12 protein-coding genes and 1 pseudogene are annotated in these 19,225 nt (G+C 55.5%); 9 read left to right on the top strand and 4 right to left on the bottom strand.

The genetic code is table 11. From position 1 onward, the window contains the following. The coding region (locus WBG04_RS01925) for a transposase (RefSeq protein WP_424312656.1) at positions 1-324 on the bottom strand (324 nt) is incomplete at its 3' end. A gap of 320 nt (positions 325-644) precedes the next feature. On the opposite strand from WBG04_RS01925, the gene WBG04_RS01920 reads away from it, so the two are divergent. Both WBG04_RS01920 and WBG04_RS01915 read left to right on the top strand, forming a co-directional pair. Continuing rightward, entirely contained in the window at positions 645-3,806 is a 3,162-nt protein-coding gene (locus WBG04_RS01920) for a sulfatase-like hydrolase/transferase (protein WP_424312655.1), read from the top strand. A 141-nt stretch (positions 3,807-3,947) separates the two neighbouring features. Continuing rightward, positions 3,948-4,334 (top strand): hypothetical protein, encoded by a 387-nt coding sequence (locus WBG04_RS01915; RefSeq protein ID WP_424312654.1) that lies wholly within the window; start codon positions 3,948-3,950, stop codon positions 4,332-4,334. 587 nt (positions 4,335-4,921) lie between these two features. Here the strand turns inward: WBG04_RS01915 and WBG04_RS01910 are convergent. After that, positions 4,922-6,325 carry a sulfatase family protein gene (locus tag WBG04_RS01910; RefSeq protein ID WP_424312653.1) on the bottom strand — a complete coding sequence of 468 codons (1,404 nt, stop codon included), beginning with the start codon at positions 6,323-6,325 and terminating at the stop codon, positions 4,922-4,924. A 276-nt stretch (positions 6,326-6,601) separates the two neighbouring features. Further along, the gene (locus WBG04_RS01905; protein ID WP_424312652.1) at positions 6,602-7,174 is read right to left on the bottom strand and encodes a helix-turn-helix domain-containing protein; all 573 of its coding nucleotides are present in this window, start codon (positions 7,172-7,174) and stop codon (positions 6,602-6,604) included. A 422-nt stretch (positions 7,175-7,596) separates the two neighbouring features. Here WBG04_RS01905 and WBG04_RS01900 point away from each other — a divergent pair, with 422 nt between their 5' ends. Genes WBG04_RS01900 through WBG04_RS01870 form a run of 7 tightly spaced genes read left to right on the top strand, consistent with a single transcriptional unit; the run spans position 7,597 to position 18,312 of the window. Then, positions 7,597-8,997, top strand: coding sequence for an aspartate aminotransferase family protein (locus tag WBG04_RS01900; RefSeq protein ID WP_424312651.1), 1,401 nt, complete (start codon positions 7,597-7,599; stop codon positions 8,995-8,997). Between the two features lie 19 nt (positions 8,998-9,016). Next, positions 9,017-9,847, top strand: coding sequence for a class I fructose-bisphosphate aldolase (locus tag WBG04_RS01895; protein WP_424312650.1), 831 nt, complete (start codon positions 9,017-9,019; stop codon positions 9,845-9,847). A gap of 29 nt (positions 9,848-9,876) precedes the next feature. Further along, on the top strand, positions 9,877-11,187 hold the full coding sequence (locus WBG04_RS01890; RefSeq protein ID WP_424312649.1) for a neutral/alkaline non-lysosomal ceramidase N-terminal domain-containing protein: 1,311 nt from the start codon (positions 9,877-9,879) through the stop codon (positions 11,185-11,187). After that, the gene (locus WBG04_RS01885; protein ID WP_424312648.1) at positions 11,184-12,557 is read left to right on the top strand and encodes an FGGY family carbohydrate kinase; all 1,374 of its coding nucleotides are present in this window, start codon (positions 11,184-11,186) and stop codon (positions 12,555-12,557) included. The genes WBG04_RS01890 and WBG04_RS01885 overlap by 4 nt, the downstream gene beginning before the upstream one ends. Further along, complete coding sequence (locus WBG04_RS01880; RefSeq protein ID WP_424312647.1) at positions 12,550-13,935, top strand: L-fucose/L-arabinose isomerase family protein; 1,386 nt, start codon at positions 12,550-12,552, stop codon at positions 13,933-13,935. Before WBG04_RS01885 ends, WBG04_RS01880 begins: the two co-directional genes overlap by 8 nt. Positions 13,936-13,957: 22 nt before the next feature. Further along, entirely contained in the window at positions 13,958-15,364 is a 1,407-nt protein-coding gene (locus WBG04_RS01875; protein WP_424312646.1) for a sugar porter family MFS transporter, read from the top strand. Next, positions 15,361-18,312, top strand: a complete 2,952-nt coding sequence (locus WBG04_RS01870) for an FAD-binding and (Fe-S)-binding domain-containing protein (RefSeq protein ID WP_424312645.1) — start codon at positions 15,361-15,363, stop codon at positions 18,310-18,312. The genes WBG04_RS01875 and WBG04_RS01870 overlap by 4 nt, the downstream gene beginning before the upstream one ends. Positions 18,313-18,734: 422 nt before the next feature. On the opposite strand, the pseudogene WBG04_RS01865 reads toward WBG04_RS01870, so the two are convergent. After that, positions 18,735-19,225, bottom strand: a pseudogene (locus tag WBG04_RS01865) (hypothetical protein); the annotation flags it as partial.

The raw sequence follows: 19,225 nt of genomic DNA, 5'->3' as shown, positions 1-19,225 counted from the left end.
TTCCACAAGCACGCTCTTGTAGCGACCGCCAAAGAGATGCCCCCAGAGCCCGTGCCGGGCATTCATCCGTTTCGTCCAAGTGTTCTGAAACCAACGCATCCCTTCGACGAGATTGGGCTGAGGCGTCTTGAAAACGAGATGGTAATGATTGCTCATCAGCACCCAAGCGAACACCTCCCAACCGGTACGCTCCACCAATTCAGCGAGCAATAGGGTGAAATCCTCCCGGTCCTTATCGGAGAAAACGATATCCTCACGCCGGTTGCCTCGCGCCGTACAATGATAAATCGCGTCGGCAAATTCAATCCGTTGCTGCCTTGCCATACACTCACTGAGCCAAACCAAACGAACTCACGCAAGCAAAAGATTGAAAACCTTGACTGACCCCCTTTACGTCCACTCAGCCAAACCTAATGAGCCCAGGCTAGCAAAAGGTTGAAAACCTTGACTGACCCCCTTTACACTGACCCCCTTTACATTGCTGTCCATCACGCGTATACAGGATAGCGGGAACGGCCGTTTGGATTAGTCTCAGGTGCCTACAAGCGCATACTTCCACAGAAACCAAAGATTCCACTCGATTCCAAAACCCATCACACATGCCATCGTTTCCTTGCTCCCGTCTGCTTCCCCGTATTCTCCAAATGAGTCTATTCTTGCTGGGGCTCACAATTGCGGGTGCCAGTCCGGTTCTGAATTTCGGGCAGAACCAACAAGGTGCCACTTCCTGGATCTCCTCGGAACCCGGCAGTGATCTCGGCTCTGCCTGGACCTTTTCCGGTGCTTTCGACCAGACAACGCCAACCAGTGGGTTCTTAGGAATTGAAAATGCATACGAGCTGACAGGTGGCGGTGCTTCGTCGAGCGGGACGACTTACAACTCCTTGTTGGGCGATATCACTCTGGAAGCCTGGATCAAGCCCGCGAACCTCACAGGGGGAAAGCAGGTCATTTTCTCTTCAGGGGCAGCCTTTCGGGGTTTCTCCCTGACCCTTTGGGACAACACTATCCACTTTGCCGCTAAAGGCGGAGAAAATAATATGACAAATCCCACGGGTGACCTTTCCCACACCTTGCAGGTCTCTGATGTTTCTGACTTTATCCAAGTGGTGGCTACCCTCAATGCAAGCGGGAGCATGTCACTCTATGTCAATTCTCTTGGGGAGGGCAATCCGGGAATTGCGCGTGGGACGACCTCAGCGGTGACGACCGGAAGCTTTGCGGGAAATGCTACTGCAGGGCTGGGTCAAAAAATTTCGACGCTTGGGGGCAGCAGCGTTGATGCCAACGATACATGGTTTAGTGGAAGTTTTGGAAATTTTCGCGGTGAAATGGCGATTTTTCGCGGCTACGGGACGGTGCTTTCAGGCACCGAGATTGCTGCCACTTATCAATCTGTCCTGACGGAGGAGGTGGTTCCTCCGGTTGAGACGCCGGTTCCTCCGAATATTTTCATGATCGTTGCCGATGACATGGATTGGCGCGATTGCAGCCCATACTACGATCAGCCGGGAGGACATGTTTCAGGAACGATGCCAGGCAACCTTACGCCGAACATGGAGACTCTCGCGAGTCAGGGCATGCGCCTGGATCGCTTCCAGAATGCCACGGCAATGTGCGCCCCCTTTCGCCAGCAGCTTCTGACAGGAATCTTTCCGGTGAGAAACGGAGCAATTCCGAATCATGGCAAGGTCAAGAACGGAACCAAGAGCATTGTCCACCATCTTTCCGCCCTGGGATATCGGGTGGGCATCATGGGGAAGCTGCACTTCGGCCCTTCTTCTTCGTTTCCATTCGAGTATCTCGGGAGCACGAGTAACACGGAAGCAAGTGATAACATCAGTGAGGCAGAGGAGTTTATTAACCGGAACGCGAACCAACCTTATTGTTTAATCGTCACTTCAAACAATCCCCATGGACCATGGGATCACGGTAACTATGTGGCAGATGCCAACTCTCTCCCCATACTAGGGGACGCCTTCGACACGCCGGATTACCGGAATACCTATAACAGCTACCTTGGCGAAGTTTCGGCCTTCGACACCGAAGTGGGCCACTGGATGTCCCAAGTCGATGCGGGCCCTAATCCTGACAATACGATCTTCATTGCCATGACCGAACAGGGTTCCTCGGTTCCTTCTGGAAAATGGACACTCTATGAGAAAGGCCTGCGCACAGGTTGTTTAATCCGCTGGCCTGACCAGATCCAGGCGGAAAGCTCAACAGATGCCCTGATTGAAGTGGTGGACATTCTACCGACTCTTCTGAATGCTGTTGGCGGGGATCAGCCAAGCGGCTTGGAGCGGCTCGATGGCTTGAGCTTTCTTCCGGTGTTGCTCGGACAAAGAGATCGGCACAAGACCTATGCCTATGGCATACATACCGCGCGTGAGGTTCAATACCAGCCCGACGTCGGTTATGCGATCCGATCAGTGCGGGACAACCGCTACAAGCTGATCTGGAACTTACAGCCCGATGAGCAGTGGATACAGGGATCCCTGACTAGTCCCTTTCCAAACTGGGTCAAGGTGGCAAATGGCACGACGCCCGCCTCACCAAGCGACCGAGCGAAGGCCCAGCTTCTTGTCGATCGTTTTATCAATCGTCCCGAATACCAGTTCTATGATCTGGAAGCAGACCCGTTTGAGTTGAATAATCTCTATGATGAAGCGGAGCATGCGGAACGAATCAGTCATCTGAAGTCAAAACTCAATTCGTGGATGATCTCACAAGGTGACCGCGGAGTCCTGACAGAGCAATCGGTCGACCGCAGCGTCCCTCTTTCGGATACAGTCTCGCCCTACGATGCATGGGCCAACACGATTCCGTTTATCTGGTATGCGGATCGCCTTCCCATCGCCAATCCTGATGGCGATGAAGACAACAATTTTTCCGAATGGATCAAAAGTTCCGATCCGCTCAAAATGGAAAATAGCGGTCGGTCTGGATTGAAAATTTTGGAAGTTCTCGAGGAAGGGCAGGCTGCCACCGCCAGACTTTCCTACTCCCGCCCGAGGAACTTTCAAGGATCTGGTATCTCCCACACGCTCCAGATTTCCGATGACCTTCAATGGGCCGATGCACAAACAATCGACGCCTCGGCCACCGAGCTGAACCTGCATGAAGATGGAGAATTCGAAGATGCCATCATTGAAGTCGAGCATTCGGGAGCACCCGAAAGAATGTTCTATCGATTGAGTGTTGCTCAACCAACGGACACTTCCGAAGTTGAATTGTTGTATTCGGGAGAAGCTAGTGCTGCGAACCTAGGCAACTTACAAACCACCCTGAACGCCCAGAGTATCACAGTGACGACTAGCGCAACCCTGCCAAGCGAGCCTGTGAATGATGGTGCTGGCAGCTCGAAGGCGGAGGTACTGTGGAAGATGGGAGAGGATACCGGCATGTCGTTGGTCTTGTTGGAGGATCAGATCATCTTTTCGGGATCTTCCAATGCCGAGGGAACCTTGAACCTTTGGGGACAACTGGATCCAACTGATTTTGGCAAGCAAATGACGGCCCGCTTGTCAGTCGAGCATAAGGCTACGGGAACGATTTTCGAATTATCGGTTGTCGTGGAAAATGGAAGTCATTTTTCCACCGCGGCGCTACGATCCAGCATGGGCTATGTTGGCACGGAGGCCGCGACGATAGGCCATCTCGGGAATGGAAAACTCACGGGTCTCAGCGGCACACCCTTCGGGCTCCTTCAAACCAATCTCTCAGGTGTGGGAGATGCGCTTCCGTGGTCGACTGGAAACATTCGATATGAGATGATTGAAGGGCGATTAGCTCCCCTGAGATGAAATGGCGTGGGCCACTTGATATTGGTCAGAGACTGCTCGCTCTGAGTTCGAATGATTCAACCACTCCCCCCTCAATCCGCCAAGTCAATCGCCCGGCGCTGGTCAGCTTCGCCTGATACCTGACATTAACCATCCTGAGCAATGAAAACTAAAATACTGAGTCGAATATTACTTATCTCCGCACTACTTGTAGCAGGTTGTGGAAAGGGCTGGCAAATGGATTACGGCGAGCCTGCGGCTCAGTTTCTGCAAAACGACGTAGCAACAAAAGGAAAAGCCTTCGTGGGTAAGAAGATTACGGTCAAGGGAACCGTGTCTGGGGTGGACGTCACCAAGCCTGGCTCAGCCCAGCTGCGACTAACGGGAGGGATCGAGTGTAACCTAGGCAAGTTCAAGCTGATGGCGGAAGGTTGCAAGCTTGGTGACACGGTGTTTGTCGATGGATTTCTTAAACGCTGCCAGGCGGGTGACGTGCTGATCGATCCGGCGTATCTTCGTGATCCCACTGCCCCCTTCAATCCCCAGTAGGTTGCACAAAGTAGGTCATCATTTACCCGGGGCGCGACAAGTGATTGATACTCGGCTTCCTGGCCGTAGCACTCGCTGTCACGCCTCTTCATTCGCCTCATCCGGTCAGATCGTGGGATTGACCCAATCACAAACTTTGGGAGGCTACCCCGGATCGGAAGCACAACAGAGATTCTACAATTGTATTCCAGTCGGGGCGATCCTGTCGCTCCTGGAAAAGGGCACCGACGAGAAAGACTATCGCGTTCCTTAAGGCGAGACTTGAGCAAGCGTCTTCCACGAAGGGATTAAAGAGGGAAGACAACCGATTCCTGGAAGGATCGCAACTTTCCAGCGAGCAATTCGAGGCCCTCTTCGAGAAGGCGAGGTAGGCCATGAAGTCAGGAGCTGAAGATGAGACTGCAGATCAGTTGCTCCAAGAGCCCTTGCAAGAAGCAGCTACTTCTTTCGAGGAGTTCTAGTCCATTCTTCGTCGTAAGGTAGAGAAAACCCAAGGAGAAGCCGAGTCCGGCCGCCCCTTCCTTCTCCGGTCGGGTTTTACGCTATGCTCGCACTCTGAAGACAGCTCGCGCCCACTACCTGCCTCTCTATCTCGGCATTTTGTTTGGATTGGACTTCAACACTTTGCGAAGGCGTTCGGCAATCTCTGGATACTTGTCTATGAGATTTTGACTTTCCCCGATATCATCCTTCAAATTGTAGAGAGAGGGTCCCTTTGATTCGCGTGCAGTTTCTTTGACCTTATATATCTCGCGGGAGTGAAACTTCCAATCCCCCTGACGAACGGCTGTCTGATCATAAAAGAAAGTCCGGTGAGGGGTCTTTGCTCCTTCCTTGCCAGTCAGGATGTTGATGACGCTTTTACCATCGAGTTCGAATTCGCTTGGGAGAATGGCTCCGGTTATGCTGGCGACAGTGGGCAGAAGATCCATTGACAGCACCATCTCGTCACAAACGGTTTGTGCCGGAATTCTTGCAGGCCATCTCATGACGCAGGGAACCCGCATGCCTCCTTCAAATGTCGTCGTCTTCCCTTCGAAAAGCGGGAGTGCACATCCGGCCCTGTCACCCATGAGGAGCCAAGGACCATTATCCGAAGTGAAAATGACCAGGGTGTTTTCATCGATGCCCAGTTCCTTGAGATGAGCGAGAATACGTCCGGTATTGTGGTCGATTTCCTCAATTGTATCACCGTAGGCGCCACCCCGGCTTTTTCCTCTGAATTCGGGTGAAGCGAATAGCGGTACATGAGGCATGGAGTTGGCGAGGTAGAGGAAGAAGGGCTTCTTCTGTTTGGAGCTTTCAGTGATGAATGCGATTCCTTCGTCAGCATAGCGTGAGGTGATCGTGGTCTGGTCTACGGGGAATTCGATGCATTCTTCATCCCGCATGAGCGGCACCTTATTCTTCATCGATTGCGGGCTACCAGAACGTTTGGGGCCGTCAAAAGTTTTATCGATTTTCGCGAGGTTCATCCCCTCGCGGAATAGGCAGTCATCCGCATATTTCATGTCTTTCGACGGGTACATGTCGTTACTGTAGGGAATGCCGTAATAGGAATCAAATCCCTGATTTGTGGGCAAGTATTTCAGTTTGTCTCCGAGATGCCATTTCCCAACTGCCTTTGTGTTGTAGCCGACTGTTTTTAACATTTCAGCAATGGTGAAGTGCTCTGGAGACAAGCCCTCATCTCCATGATTTGGAAAAAACACGCCGGGAACTCCCACTCTTTTCGGGTAGCAACCTGTTAGGAAGGCAGCGCGTGACGCGGAACAAATGGGGGATGCAACCATGAAGCTGGTGAACCTCATGCCTTCTTCTGCCATTTTGTCGACATGGGGTGTCTTGATGTCGGGTGACCCGAAGCAGCCGAGATCCTGATAACCTTGATCATCGTTGAGAATGACGATGATGTTCGGTTTCCCCTCCTCGCCATGCAGGAGCGAAAGGGAGAGAGTTGCGAAGACAAGTCCTAACAGTTGTGTTTTCATTTTCTAGATTGCTCGACATCCTGAGCATGTGTGGAAGTGCTATGGCCCAAAAAAGCGGAGCCGGAAAGCATTGCGCCAGCCCGAATTCAGTCAATTCGGCTCTGGTTCATGCCGATGGACTCCATTCTATGAGTTTCATACTCGTGGTCAATGAGAAGCCGATAACAGCCGGTCGCCACCGATGGGTCTGAGGCCATTCACTCGTCCTATCCAGCCTAGTTCAAGGCCTTCAATCATGTCTTTGAATGCAAGGAAACGATCGGCCAACAGGTCGAATCATGGCGGGTTGAGCTCCCGGAATCTTCTGCGTGGTGCCTTGCGAAACGCCGACGGAGATTGGCCGATCATCTTGTGGAATCGGATGCTGAAATGCTGGGCGTTTGGAAACCCGATCCTATGACCGATCGTCTGGACAGGTTGGTCCGTAGTAAGCAGGAGGTGCCTTGCTTTCTCGATGCGGCGCGTTTCCAAAAACTTCGCTGGCGATAGTCCTGTCCGCTCTCGAAACAGGTGGGCGAATCGTGAGGCCGACAAGCCAGCTACGCGGGCCAGCACCTCCACAGACAGTTCTTCTCCAAGTCGTTCGTCGATATACGCGATCACATCCTGGATGCGATCATCAGGCGTTTGCTTTCGCTGCAAACCGTATTCGCGGCAGGCGAGCAAGAGGACTCTCTCCATGGCGTTCTCCGCCAACAGGATCTCGGCTGGTTGCCCCCCCCACCAAGTCTCCAGATCGCGGAGCCCTTCCCTCACGTTCGACCAGATTCGCTTAGCCCCGAAAGTCACCGTGAGGGCGTCCGATGAGGGCAGCACCGAGCGTAAACGCGGAAGGGCATCGAAGATCATCCAGATCTCGCGCTGCTTCTTACGGACAGAAAGTTGATAGGGCGTGTTCGGTGGAAGGATTACACAACTGCGTGGCGGAAGTATCAGCGTCTTCCCGTGGTACGAAATCTCGGTGAGGCCGGACAAAAAGAACCCAGCCGTCCAATACGGAAATCCTGGTTTACGCTCCATTTGAAGCCCTCCACTTTGATTGCTTGTTCCTGCAGAAATGATCATCGGTTTGGAAACGAGATCGGCAACAAAAACAGAAGTCCTGTTGCGATTCGAGAGCCATCAATAGCAGAAACAGAAACGAAAACGACAGTTTTATCCATTCCCAGCTCTCAGGCCAGCAAGCTAGCGTATTTCTGCGTCTTTTCGGCGGTCACCGTGCATGCGGTTCGAAGGTCCGGCGGGAGACGAACAACCACAAAGAAAAGGAAATGATTGAACCACCGATTTACCAGCCGCCCGCCGACTTCCGCACCCTCGACTGGGGAGCTACTGACTTAAATAAGGTACCTAACATCTCCGTGCATCCTCCGGGACCTGCTTCTAAATCGCTTCATGAGCGTTGTACCAAGCACTTCAAGGGGCTAAGCGGTCAGGTGAAGCTCTTTCCTGTTGCCTTTGAATCAGGTAAAGGCTGTGTGCTGCGTGATGTGGATGGAAATGAATATATTGATTTTTCCTCAGGGATCTATGTGACCACCCTCGGGCATTGCCACCCGAAGATCAGCGAGTCAGTGGCGAAGGCTGCGCGCACCCTGATGAATGCTCACGACTTCACCACGCCGGTGAAAACCGAACTGGTAGAAAAGCTCGCGGAGATCCTGCCGGGAGACCTCAATGGCTTCCAATTTTACGACTCTGGCACGACGGCGGTCGAGGCCGGGATGCGTGTGATGCGCGCGGCCAGTGGTAAGGGCGAGATGATCTCCTGCTTCTACGATTACCACGGAAAAACTTATGGCGGTGTCTCGCTTGGTCATATTCGCTCCCAGGTCTATGGGCGGGTCCGAGCACCTGGTGCTCACATGGTGCCGCGCCCGGATGTGTATCGCCCGATGTGGACGACTGAAGACGGCTCCATCGATACCGATGCTTACCTCCGTTTTTACGATCAATATATTGACAAGGGCACCGTCGGCGATGTGGCGGGCTTCCTGCTAGAGCCTATTCAGGGCTGGGGCGGAACCATTATGCCGCCGGACGATTTCTTCCCGAAACTTCGCCGTTTCTGCGACGAACGTGGCTTGCTGCTAATGATCGACGAGGTGCTCACCAGCTGGGGGCGCACTGGTAAGTGGCTCTGTATGGAGCACTGGGATGTGGTGCCGGACATTGTCACCATCGGGAAAGGGTTCGGAAATGGCTTCCCTGTCACCTGCGTCGCTGTGCGTGAACCCTACATGGAGAGTTTTGAGGCAATCTCTGCCTCCAGCAGCTACGGGGGTAACCCCATGGCCTGCGCCGCCGCGCTGGCTTCCACCCAAGTTATTCAGGAGGAGCAACTCAATGAGTGGGCCATACACCTCGGCGAGATCGCCCTCAAGCGCATGCAGGAAATGCAGAGCCGCCACCCGATCATCGGCCATGTCCGGGCGCTCGGTTGCCTGATGGGCATCGAGCTCGTCAAGGACCGGAACACTAAGGAGCCCTTCGATGAGGCCGGCACGCTGGTTTATCAAAAAGCTTTTGCCAAGGGTCTCGCGTGGATTCCTGCCGGGCACATCCTGCGCATGAGCCCACCGATCGTGATGGATGAAGCCACCCTGATGAAAGGCCTCGATATCATCGAGGAGTCCATCGGCGAAGTGGAAAAAGAATTCGGCTACGCGTAAATCAACCCCATATAATTTCATGAAATCATATCGCCTAAATCGCCTTTTTAATTCCGCATCCGGACGTTGTTTTGATGTCGCCATCGACCACGGATTTTTTAATCAGCCTGGCTTCCTGACTGGTATCGAAGACATTCGTGCCGCAGTGAGCAAGGCCGTCGAAGCCGGCCCCGACGCCATCCAGCTCACCGTCGGTCAGGCGCGTCACTTGCAGTCCATTCCCGGCAAGCAAAAGCCTGCACTCGTGCTCCGCACCGATGCGGCCAACATCTACGGCCCTGAAGTCCCCGAAGTCCGTTTCAACTCGATCATTGATGATGCCGTGCTCCAGGGCGTGCGCCTCGATGCCGCCTGCCTCTGTGTCAATCTCTTCTCCATTCCCGGTGTTCCGGAAGTGCATCGCCAGTGCGTGGAGAATATTATGAAACTTAAGCCGATTTCCGATCACTACGGCATGCCCATGATGGTAGAGCCGCTGGCCTTCCAGCCGAACTCGAAGAGCGGTGGCTACATGGTTGATGGTAACGAAGAGCGCATCACTCACCTCGTCCGGCAAGCAGTGGAACTCGGAGCAGACATCATCAAGGCTGACCCCACCGATGATCCCTCCGCCTATCACAGAATCATCCGCGTGGCCGGAGATATCCCGGTGCTCGTCCGTGGTGGCGGCAAGGTCAGTGATGAGGAAATCCTCACCCGCACGGAAGCGATCATTGCCCAAGGTGCAGCCGGCATCGTTTACGGGCGGAATGTGATCCAGCATACCAACCCCGTCGGCATCACCCGCGCGCTCATGGCTATCGTTCACCAGAATGTTTCAGCCTCTGAGGCTCTCAAGCTGGTTGACTAGGAGATTCATAATAGCCACCACCCCACCCCATGCCACTTCTTGCCGGATTTTCCCGCCGTGACATCACTCCCTCTGAGCCATGTTTTCTAGTGGGCTATCCACACGAAGAGCGGACGTCTACGGGAGCCCATGACAGCTTGTTTGCGTCAGCTCTCTATCTTGAGAGTGATGGCGTGAGGTTACTGCTCATTTCACTGGATTTATTATTTATCTCTGCTGGGTGGACGCGGGAGTGCCGCAAGGAGATTGCTGCCGCGACTGGGATTCCGGCAGGAAACATCCTGATCGCAGCTACCCACACTCATTCCGGGCCGCATACTGTCGAAGTCATGGCTTGGCGGGATGATCCCATCGTGCCTCCAGTGGATCAGCAATATCTTGATTTTGTCCGCGAAAAGGCGGTCGACGCTTCCGCTTCCGCAGCACAGGAAAAACAAAGTGCCGAGCTTGCATGGACGCGCGCCGAGGTAGGCGGCCTCGTAGGCGGCAATCGCCTCGATCCAGAGGGTCCAGAGGATACCGAGGCGGGGTTGCTATTCGTTCGCAAGAAGGCTGATCTTTCCCCGCTCGCAGTGCTATCGATCTACGGCATGCATCCTACCGTGCTCCATGCGGATACGACTTGTTTCAGCTCAGATTTCATCGGCTACGCGCGCCGGGAAGTTGAAGAAACATTTCCGGGTGCAGGGATGGTCTATCTAAACGGCGTGTGCGGAAACCAAAGCCCGCGGCGGGTTGCCCGGGAAAAAACCATCGCCGAGGCCGAGCGACTAGGGCGATTACTAGGAGGGCGCATGGCGAAATCCTTGATAGGTATCCGCTCATTTTCCTCTCGGCCGTTGTTAGCCGCGGAGTCAACGACGCTCCAACTTCAGGGCAAGGTTTTCCCTGAAATAGCGGAAGCGGAAAAAGCACTGACAGCGGCGCGGGAAAATCTTGCCCGGCTCGGTTCTGCGGATGCAGCACAGCGGCGCACCGCAGAATGCACCGTATTTGGCGCGGAGGAGGTTCGCGTTCTCGCTAAGGCCGAGGCTGCTGGCGATGCGGAGGAACTCAGGCAAAAATATGCGTCAGTGGAAGTGCAAGCACTCCGTATCGGCGGGGTCATCGTCGCCGCATGGCCGGGGGAGTTTTTTGTTGAATACGGACTCGAGGCCAAGGCGCGCTCAGGTGCAGAGCTCCATATTGCGACCATGGCGAATGGTGAGCTACAAGGCTATGTTGTTACCCCCGAAGCGGCTGCCGCAGGTGGGTATGAAGCTCAGATGAGTTTGTTTCCTCCAGCTGCGGGAAAACAAGTTATCGATGCCACGTTGGAACTGATCGATCGCCTCCAATGATTCTCGCAGCTGACATCGGATCGACTTGGCTTAAGGCTGCAGTTTTCGCACCAGACGGTCAGCGCTTTCCGACTGCGGAGACCGTGCTCAAATATCGTCTCCGCAGTGCCGAACAGGCCGAGATCGATCCTTTGGACCTACGCCGCTCCTTTCTCGATCTGATCGATCAAGCCCTCCGCCTTGCCGGGTGCTCACGCGGCGATTTGAAACGAGTCTCGATCACCAGCCAGGCGCAAACATTTTTCCTCTGCGATGCGGATGACACCCCGCTGACCCCGATGTTCAGCTGGACTGATGCGCGAGCCACCGCGGAGGCGGATGACTTGCAGGGGCAGCTGGGTTCCACCTTCCATCAGCACACTGGATTTCCAGAAATCAGCCCGCTCTCCACCCTCGCAAAAGTGCGATGGCTCGCTTCCCATGGCGATGTGGATTCTGAGGCGCGCATTGTTCAAATTTCATCATGGCTCGCAATGTCCCTAGGGGCACCGCACACCACAGACACCAATCTCGCCGCAATGAGCGGGCTATTTTCAATCCCTGAGAATAAATGGTGGGGCGCAGCTTTTGATACATTAGACCTGACTATTCAGCAGGCCGGAGCCGCCGTGGAGCCGGGAGTGCCGCTTACCACCTCTACGGGAAGACGCCCGCCAGGTTTTTCTCCAGATCTTGAAGTCATCCTCGCTGCCAATGATCATACCGCCGGGGCTATCGCCTGCGGCTGCATACCGGGAAGCCCGGTTCTCACACTCGGCACTGCGGGAGTAATTTACCGGCACGCGGGTGAAAAAGACGGGCCATTTTCACCCGGCGGCATTTGGGGGCCTTTCCCCGGCCACGGCTATTACGAGTTACTCTTCCTCCCGCACGCATGCTCCGCTCTCGATTGGGCGGATAAGTTCCTATTCGGCGCGGTAGACTCGGCGCGCTTCGTTGAGACCGCTCTGGCCGATGGCATTCCGCAGGACGCTCCCTTTTTCCACCCCAGCCGATGGGGTAGCAAAGACGCATGGTCCAGCCCTGCCACGCCCGCAGCAATGGCCTATGCCACGCTCGAAGGAATCGCCTTTGCGATGCACGATCTTGGCGGCTCCACACTCGTTACCGATGAAGGGGCGATCACCGTGCTCGGCGGTGGTGGCAGGCTCGATGCCTGGGTTCAGCTCACAGCAGAGGCCTTTGGGAAAACTTTCATCCGGAGTTCACGCGATGGCATTGATGGCGCAGCTATCCTTGCAGGCGTGCCGCTTGATCCCGCTGCAGAACCCGCAGTCACCTTCCTGCCAGACCCCGCACGTTGCGAACTTCTAAAGGAGCGCTTCCACCGCTGGCAGACCACCTTCACCCCCACCACTGCCTATGTCTAAGTCACAACCAAAGCTCGCATTCTGCCCTATCGGAAAATTCGTTTTCAGCCATGAAGACGCACTCCACCAGAAAGAGGAAATCCGTAAGGTCATGGCGGCAATCGGAGCCGATTACGTAGATCTCGAAAACGTCCTGCCCGATGGAATCGTCCGTGACAAAGCGCACGTGCGAGCCGTTGTCGAGCACTTCCGTGCTACCGGTGCCGAGGCACTTTTCATCCCGCATTGTAACTTCGGCACCGAGGATGCCGCCGCACTGATCGCCCGTGACCTCGGCCTGCCTGTCTTGCTCTGGGGGCCACGCGATGAAGCACCGCTCGCAGATGGTAGCCGCCTGCGTGATACACTCTGCGGCCTACTCCCTACCAGCAAGGTACTAGGAAAGCTCGGCGTCCCTTTCAGCTACATCCCGAACTGCCGCACCGCTGATCCGGAGTTCAAGGAAGGTCTTCTACGTTTCCTCGGCGCAGCCCACGCCGCAAACGCCCTGCGTATGGGATGCCGCATCGGCCTGATCGGCCAGCGTATCGATTTCTTCTGGAGCACCATTTGTAACGAAAGCGAACTACTCGAACGCTTCCGCATCGAAGTAGTCCAGCTGGATATGGTAGATTTTATCAACGCGGTCAAAGCGCGTGCCGCAGGCGGCTACCATGACGAGATCCGCCAACTGCGCGGAAATTGCGTGGTTGAGGAAATGGATGACACCGCGCTCGCCGGAGTGCTCGCCGTGCGCGATGAGGCACTAGCATTGGCAGAGCGCCATCAGCTCGATGCCATGGCCTGTCAATCGTTCATGAGCTTACCGGAATCGATCGGTGCATGGGCAGTATTTGCCGATAGCATGATTGGCGACAAACTTCCCTTCGTTCTCGAAAGCGATATCTGCGGCGCGGTGAGCACCCTCCTCGCCCAGCGCGCTGCACTAGGGCGGCCCGCATTTTTAACCGATATCGCCGCCCGCCATCCGCAGGACGATAATGCCGTGCTGCTGTGGCATTGCGGTGCCCCTCTGGCCATGAAGCATCCAGATGAAAAAGTGCGCTTGGGGAAACACTGGATCCTCCCCGGCCCACTCTCCGGCATGACTCACTTCCGCATGCAGGACGGCCCGATCACCTGTGTCCGCTTCGATGGAGAGCACGGCAGCTACGCAATCGGCATCGGCGAGGGCGAAAGCTGTGACGGCCCTTCCACTCTCAATAACTACGCCTGGATGCGTGTGCACGACTGGACGCACTGGGAGCGAACGCTCATCGAAGGACCGTTCCTCCATCACATCGCCATGACTTACACTCACTGCGGAGCGGCGCTCAAGGAGGCAGCCCGCTTCATACCAGACCTGAAAATTTACGATATGGACTCCAAGCAGAAATAACCTCAACAAAAGTAGACCAAACATGAAAACCCAACCCAATTCCCCAGTCGGCTGCAGCCGCACCCGCCTCTACATGATCGCCTTAATCGCGGCCACCGGAGGATTCCTGTTTGGCTACGATCTATCCATCATTAGCGGGGCAATGATATTTCTAGGCGATCATTTCCAGCTCGATAGTTCCGGCAAAGGGATCGCCATGAGCAGTGCCATTCTCGGCTCCATCCTTGGCCCACTGGTCGGAATGTGGCTCAATGACAAAATTGGCCGCCGCTCCACCCTATGGGTGGCTGCCATCTGCTTCATGATCTCCGCCATCGGCACCGCACTACCCCGCACACTTTTTGAATTCTGTATCTGGCGTGGAATCGGTGGAATCGGCGTCGGCCTCGCGGCGATGACCTCGCCAATGTATATTGCCGAGATTTCCCCACCGCACCTCCGCGGGCGGCTTGTTACCGTTAATCAGCTCGCCATCGTCATCGGCATCAACCTTGCCGTCATAGCTTCTTATCTATTGTCGTTTGGCAGCCATTGGCGGTGGATGTTTGCCTCTGAGGTTCTACCAATCCTTGCACTGGCCCTCGGATTATTCTTTGTCCCGCGCAGCCCGCGCTGGCTTGCCTCCAAGGGGCGTGAGGAGGAAGCACTTGCGGTTCTAGAATCCATCAACGGAACTGAACAAGCAGAGCGAGAACTCGCTGAAATCCACGCAGGCCTACAGGAAGAGACAGGATCCTTCCGCCAGCTTCTGCTACCGGGTATGCGCAAAGCGATGGTAATCGGCCTCCTGATCATGATCTTCTCCCAGATCAACGGCGTGAACATGATGCTGCTTTATGGTCCATCCATCCTTCACGAAGCAGGCATTGGCGATGCCAGCCAATCAATCTTCTTCACCATTTTCCTAAACCTCGTGATCCTTGTCTCCACGATCATCGCTTTCTGGCTAGTCCAGCGCTTTGGCCGCCGCCCAATCATGATCTGGGGTGTGACAGCAATGGCCGCCGGCCACCTGATCATGGCCGGTAACTTTTTCCTCGGTGGATCTCCGTTTATCAACCTGCTGGCCATGTTTGTCGCCGCCGGTGCATTCACCCTGAGTCTCGCTCCGCTCTCATGGGTCATCGTCTCGGAAATTTTCCCCAATCAGTTGCGGGCCAAGGCGGTATCCATTGTCTGCGCGGCCCTTTACCTATCGTCCTTCCTGTGCGCGCAGTTTTTCCCAATGATTACCGAGGCCTTCCAGTCCGCCACCGGCCACCCCGGTGGAGCTTATATCATATTTGCCGGAATCTGCGGCACCTGTGTCCTCGTCTGTTGGAAATTCCTACCAGAAACCAAAGACCTCACATTGGAGAATATCGGACGCTTCTGGAAGAGCCAAAATGGCAAGCGCGCAGACGGTCGCGATTCCTCGGCCCAGCTATGATCCCCTTCGGACAGCTAGCCTCCAGGATCTCCGGTCGGCTCGATACAGGAGAAACCCTGCGCCGCCTCTACGCCACGGATGCTTCCGAATACCAGGAAATGCCGGCCGGGGTAGTCTTTCCTGAAAAGGAAGACGATCTACGCGAGATCATCCGATTCGCCCGGCGCTACCAGCTCGGCCTGATCCCCCGGACAGCAGGCACCTCGCTCGCCGGGCAATGTGTCGGCAGTGGGCTAGTGGTCGATGTTTCACACCACTTCACCCGCATCCTCGCAATAGATACCGGCACCCGCCGCGTTCGCGTCCAGCCGGGCGTCGTCCGCAACGAGCTCAACCACGCACTCGCCCCGCACGGAATGTTCTTTGGCCCGGAAACCTCCACCGCCAACCGCGCAATGATCGGCGGCATGGTCGGTAACAACTCGTGCGGCTCTAACTCGATCGCCTACGGCAGCACCCGCGATCACTTAGCCTCCGTGAAAGGCCTCCTCAGCGATGGCAGCGAGGCGACCTTCCGTGCTCTCACCCGCGAGGAATTTGAGGAAAAGTGCCATGCCCCCGACTCCCTCGAAACACGGATCTATCAGCAGCTCAGGGAAATGCTCAGCAACCGGAAAAACCGCCGGGAGATCACCGAAAACTTTCCACGCACCTCGATCCCCCGCCGCAACACCGGCTACGCCCTCGACCTACTGATGGACGCCGATGTTTTCGACCCCTCATCAGACAAACCCTTCAACCTCTGCAAACTCATCGCAGGTTCCGAAGGCACCTTATTTCTCACCACTGAAATTGAACTCGAATGCTCGCCACTGCCGCCACCTCACATGGCGCTCGTATGCGGCCACTTCAAGTCCGTGAATGAAGCGCTAAAAGCAAATCTTCTCGCCCTGCCACACGCGCCCTCCGCCTCCGAGCTTATCGATAGGCACATCCTCGAATGCACCAAATCGAACATCGCCCAGCAGCGCAATCGAGCCTTCGTCGTGGGCGATCCTGGTGCCATCTTAGTCGTCGAGATCCGCCGTGAGACACGCAAGGCCGCAGAGGAAACCGCAACCTCCCTAACAGACTCATGGAAACAGGCAGACTTCGGATACGCCGCGCCCGTTCTATGGAATGACGAGGGAAACAAAGTCTGGGAACTGCGCCGGGCCGGACAGGGACTCATGAGCAACGTAGTCGGCGATACCAAGCCGCGCGAAATCGTCGAAGACACCGCCGTCGATGTCCAGGACCTACCGGAATACATCGCCGAATTCGATGAACTACTGCGCTCCAAATATGGAATCGATTGCGTTTACTACGCCCACGCCGGCACTGGCGAGCTGCACACCCGGCCACTGTTTAACCTCAAGACCCCCGATGGCTTGAAAATGTTCCGCGATGTCGCCACAGACATCGCCAAACTCGTGAAAAAATACCGCGGCTCCCTCAGCGGCGAGCACGGCGACGGGCGCCTGCGTGGAGAATTCATCCCGTTCATGGTTGGTGAACATTGCTACCAGCTCATGCGCACGGTGAAGGGGATTTTCGATCCCGATCATATTTTCAACCCCGGCAAAATCGTAGACACTCCACCGATGGACAGCTCCCTGCGCCACCAGCCCGGAGAAACCACCCCGGAATACGAAACCATCTTCGATTTCAGCTCCACCCAGGGAGTGCTCCGCGCCGCCGAGAAATGCAACGGCTCAGGTGACTGCCGTAAAGGTCCACTCGCCGGCGGAACCATGTGCCCAAGCTACATGGCCACCCGCGAGGAAAAGCACACCACCCGCGCCCGCGCCAATATCCTCCGCCAGATCCTCACCAATCCAAAAGATTCCACAGATCCGTTCAACAGCAGCGAAATCAAAGAAGTGATGGACCTCTGCCTCTCCTGCAAAGCCTGTAAATCCGAATGCCCGTCCACCGTGGACATCACCCGCCTCAAAGCCGAATTTCTCCAGCACTACCATGACGCCCATGGCGTGCCGCTGCGCTCATGGATCATCGCACATTTTGCAGAAAGCGCGCGCCTCGCCTCCCTCGCTCCCTGGCTTTATAACGCCATCTTCCAAACACCCCTCCTGCGGCGCACCGCCAACCGCTTGATCGGCTTCCATCCCCACCGCACCATCCCCCGCCTCAATCACGTAACCCTGCGCCGCTGGTTCGCCCGCCGCACACCACTCCCTCCCCTCCGCGGCACACGACTTGGCCGCGTTCACCTCTTTTGTGACGAGTTCACCAACTACAACGACCTCGACGCAGGAATTGCCACCGTAGAGCTTCTGGAGCTGTTAGGCTGGGAGGTAAACCTGCCTGAGCACGCTGAAAGCGGCCGCGCCTCACTCTCAAAAGGACTGATCCGCAGAGCACGGGAATTCGCCGAAATCAATATCACCCGCCTATCCTCCACCATCTCTGCCGAAGAGCCACTCATCGGCATCGAGCCCTCCGCCATCCTCGGGTTCCGCGATGAATATCCTGCATTGGTAAATCCAGCGCTGCGGCCAGCCGCTCGGAAACTCGCCCCCCATTGCCTCTTGCTAGATGAATTCATCGCCCGCGAGGAAAAAGCCGGCCGCATTGATCCAGCCTGCTTCACAAAGGCGGCCCGCACGATTCATGTCCATGGGCACTGCCATCAAAAAGCCATCGCCTCGCTCACCCCAACCATAAGCATGCTTGCCTTGCCCGAGAACTACACCGTCACGGAAATCCCCTCCGGTTGCTGTGGCATGGCCGGCTCCTTCGGATACGAAAAAGAACGCCACGCCGTCTCCATGCAGATCGCCTCACTTGTCCTGCTACCCCATCTGGAAAAACTCGACCCCGGCACCCTAGTCGCCGCCGCCGGCACCAGCTGCCGGCACCAGATTCATGATAGTTCCGGGCAAACCGCCATCCACCCGGCCCGTATCCTACGCGACGCACTGATCATGAACGGGGGATGTTCATGAAAATTTGATCACAATTCCAAGGATGTGCTCCACTGGCACCGACATTGCCCTTGCGGCAAAGGAGCAACTCGACTCCATGATAAGCCCCTTGGAAAAACCCGTGAGAAGTCTTCATTTGGCACTCGATTTCGATCTTGGGAAAAACAGCCGCGAGGAAGATATGATGGATCCACTTTTCGCCGGGAAAGTCGACGGATTTATCTGGGTCAGGTCCCTGCTCGGCGATGATTTTACTCGAAGATAACTTCAAGGGCAGCCCGCTTCGCATCAAACATGCCGAGGAAGCGGGTGTGACGACCTACTCCTTCTCATCCGAGAATGAGGAACTTTTGGGGTTGTAGGTGCCAGTCGAACTCACCACCGATACTTCGGAATCCATGGCGGTTGTCTTTTCTTCGCGTTCGCGCCAGATCCATGCCTGTCTATTCGTCCTTCCGGCTGTATGATTTTCGGACGTAGTGGAAGTCTCTATCGTTAGTAGCTTTCCCTTTTGTCCAATCCTTGGGAACCTTGTTGATCAGATCGTGCCTGCGGAGGGTATTAAAAAGAAAGAGTAGTGAGTGGGTCTCCTTCACTACTCCGACTTCTGCCAAAAGAGCTTTTTCCGCAGTGTCTCTTTCTCCCCACGTGATCAATGCTTCGCCTGCGGTGGTGCGAATGACTGAGTATTCATCCTGAAGCAAAGCTCTGACAGCATCGGCTGAACCTGCCGACTTTTCTTTGAGCACCATCAGGCCAAGAACGGCCCAATAACGCTGGACCGGATCGGTAGATTTCAGGGCTAAAGTCAGGCGGGGGATGTTGCCTGCATCCATGGAAGAGGCGGCGAAGGCGAGTTCCAGGATGGCATCGATATCGAATTTTTCACTCTGAACGTAGTCGGCGATGGCACCACCCTTGCCCACGGTGTCGA

Source organism: Haloferula sp. (assembly GCF_049672945.1).
GTDB lineage: Bacteria > Verrucomicrobiota > Verrucomicrobiia > Verrucomicrobiales > Akkermansiaceae > Haloferula.
This window is presented reverse-complemented; position numbering and strand designations above follow the sequence as displayed.